The sequence below is a fragment of the Terriglobales bacterium genome (assembly GCA_035624475.1).
GTDB lineage: Bacteria > Acidobacteriota > Terriglobia > Terriglobales > Acidobacteriaceae > DASPRL01.
In genome coordinates, this window is the sequence record DASPRL010000318.1 from 1 (window position 1) to 3,340 (window position 3,340).

2 protein-coding genes are annotated in these 3,340 nt (G+C 65.7%); both read left to right on the top strand.

Annotated elements, in window-relative coordinates; all coding sequences use genetic code 11:
- Positions 1–1,469: aspartate--tRNA ligase (gene aspS / locus VEG08_12665; protein ID HXZ28837.1), on the top strand; the 1,469-nt coding region annotated here is incomplete at its 5' end.
- Positions 1,470–2,939: 1,470 nt separating this feature from the next.
- Positions 2,940–3,340: DNA mismatch repair endonuclease MutL (gene mutL, locus VEG08_12670; GenBank protein ID HXZ28838.1), on the top strand; the 401-nt coding region annotated here is incomplete at its 3' end.

The following is a 3,340-nucleotide window of genomic DNA, read 5'->3' on the forward strand; positions in this document are numbered from 1 at the left end:
GCCGCGACTCGCTGCAGCAGAACCTGGAGCTGCGCCACCGGGTGGCCTTGGCCATCCGCCGGCACCTCTCGGCGGAAGGGTTCCTGGAGATCGAAACGCCCTTCATGACCCGCTCCACCCCGGAGGGCGCGCGCGACTACCTGGTGCCCAGCCGCGTCCAGCCGGGCTCGTTCTACGCTCTGCCGCAGTCGCCGCAACTCTTCAAGCAGATCCTGATGATCTCCGGCTGCGACCGCTACTTCCAGATCGTGCGCTGCTTCCGCGACGAGGACCTGCGCGCCGACCGCCAGCCCGAGTTCACCCAGATCGACCTGGAGATGTCGTTTCCCCAGCCCGAGCGCGTCTTCGAGGTGGTGGAAGGATTCCTTTCGGCGGCGTGGAAGGCCGCGGGCATCGAACTCCAGCCGCCTTTCCCGCGCATGAGCTACGACCAGGCCATCCGCCAGTACGGAAGCGACAAGCCCGACCTGCGCCTGCCCGCGATGACCGACGTGCGCTCGGCCTTCGCGCCCGCGGACCTCGAGAAGCTGGGCGTGAGCGCGCAGCTTCCGGTGATGGCCATCCGCATCCCCAAGGTGGGCGAACTCTCGCGCAAGGAGCGCGACGACCTGAAGCCGCTCTTCGCCGACAAGAGCGGCGCGTCCAAACTGTTCGAGGACTTCAAGCGCCTGGAGAAGAACTTCCCCGAAGCCGCGGCCAGGGTGCGCGAGATGGTGGCACAGGCGACCTCGCCGGCGCCTGCCGGGGACCGTGTGGCACAGCCGACCTCGGCTGGGCAGGAGGACTTGATTGTTCTGGTCGCGGGCAACGGCAAGCCCGCCGCGCATCCTTCCGAAGGCGGAGTGAAGCCCGAGGTCAAGCAGCACGACCACGCCGTCTACACGGCGGCGGGCGCGCTGCGCGTCGCCCTCGGCCAGCGCTTCGCCGATCGCCACCAGTTCTTCGCGGGCGATCCCAAGAGCGCCGGCTCCTACCGCTTCCTCTGGGTCACCGACTTCCCCATGTTCGAGTGGGACGAGGAAGGGAAGCGCTGGGCCGCCGCCCACCATCCCTTCACCTCGCCGCACGAGCAGGACCTGGAGTCGGGCAAGCTGGAGAGCGACCCGGGCGCGGTGCGCTCGCTGGCCTACGACGTGGTGCTGAACGGGACGGAACTGGGCTCGGGCTCCATCCGCATCCACCGCCAGGACGTGCAGCGGCGCATCTTCCGCGCCCTGGGCATGAGCGAGGAAGAGGCGCGCTCGCGCTTCGGCTTCTTCCTGGAGGCGCTGGAGTACGGCACGCCGCCGCACGGCGGCATCGCCCTGGGCCTGGACCGCATCGTGATGATCCTGGCGGGGGCGGAGTCCTTGCGCGAGGTCATCCCTTTTCCGAAGACCGCCCGCGCCGTGGACCTGATGGTCGACGCCCCCACGCCTGTCAGCGACGCCCAGTTGCGCGAGCTGGGCATCGAGATCAGGAAGAAGTGAAGCGCCGGGCGGTTCTGCCGTCCCTGCGGGACTCGGCGTCGTTGCCTCGACCCTTCCCGGGACTTACGTCCCGGACTGGGTTCTGACGTCCTTCGGACTGGGTGGTGCCGTCCCTGCCGGGACTCCATTTTTCTTCCGCCGCGCTTTTCCCGGCACTGACGTGCCGGGCTGGGTTCTGACGTCCTTCGGACTCTTCCCTGGGAGCGCTTAGGTGGCGACGGCGAGGCCCGTCAGCGCGTGAATCCCCTGTACTGGGCCGTTCGTTCCGGGTACAAGGAGCCTGTGTTCGGAGTCGCGCAGCGACGCCAGAATCCAGCCCGGCACGTAAGTGCCGGGTGGGCACGCACAAAGAAACCCCCGAGTCCCGCCAGGGACGGCAGAAGCCGCCGCGGGACCGAGGGACGCGCCGCGCGCGGGAAAACATAGATCCCTCGCTCGCGCTCGGTCGCATGCGCTCCTTCGCGCGCGCTCGGGATGACAATCAAGAACATCGGGTGATCGGGTGATCGGGTGATTTGCGCAGCAGATGCCAGGCTTCGAGATAGCGGTTGTACTTGTGGACCCGGTGCGGCGCCAAGGAAATCGACCGCCTCAGCTTACTCACCACCGACACCGGGATGATGTACCAAACCTCTTCCGGCACGATGTACGCGGCCAGGAAATCGATCTCGTAGCATCGGTATCCACGGGGGCGCGTCGGCGGCGTGCACCGGCACTGATACTGATTCTGAAAGTAGTTCGAAGTTGACTTCACTTGCACCCGGGTAAACCTGCCCTGGTGCTCAACCGCGAAATCGTATCTCGTACAGTCGCCCTAGGGCTTGCAGACGGTGAGGCCGTGGGCGGCGGCGCGCGCCATGAACTGCAATTCCACCCACTCGCCGCGGCGCTTGGGATGCTGGATCATTGGTAGATTGGGGAATCGGGTAATTGGGTAATTGAAAGCAAAAAGCGGCCGGGAGGCCGCGCGGTGATCGGGGGATCGGGTGATCGAAACCGGTTTCTAGTTTCTCGTTTCTAGTTTCTCGTGACCCGGTACCACCCCTGCGGGCTGGGGCGGCTGTGGGTCGTCGTCGCTCTCTAGTTTCAGAATAGCAAATCGGAGGGGGCAAACCCGACACGCGGGCGAAGAATATATTGTCCGCGTTTTCAGCGGGGTAGGGGGAAATGGGTAGTTTTCGCCTCTTGACAGAGAACTGCAGGTCCCTCGCCGCGCGCTCCTTTTCCCCTTCGCTGGCGCTCAGGGTCAGTCGCGCTCGCTCGGGATGACAATCACAGGTTTCAAGGTTTCAGAGTTTCAAGGTTTCAAAGACCCACGGGCTCCGTCCGTGTCTCTGTGTCTCTGTGGTGGATGCTTGTCGCGCGTATCGGCAGGATGACAGAGGGGTGGGGCATCCGTGATAATCCGTGGCAGGTTCTTGGCCGACGACCGAAGGCTGACGACCAACGACTAACGACCATCGACTTCCCATGGGCAAGATCCACGTTCTCCCGGAACATGTTGCCAACAAGATCGCCGCGGGCGAGGTGGTGGAGCGCCCCGCCTCGGTGGTCAAGGAACTGCTCGAGAACGCGCTGGACGCAGGCGCGCGCCGCGTCCGCGTGCAGGTGGAAGCGGGCGGGAAAAAGCTCATCCAGGTCACCGACGACGGAAGCGGCATGGTGCGCGACGACGCCATGCTGGCCTTCGAGCGCCACTCCACCTCCAAGATCAAGGACGCGGAAGACCTGCTGAGCGTGGCCACGCTGGGCTTCCGCGGCGAGGCATTGCCTTCGATCGCGGCGGTGTCGCGGCTGCGGCTGGAGACGCGCGCCGCGGAAGACAAGGGCGGCACCGTCCTGGAGATCGCCGGGGGCAAGATCCTGAAGAT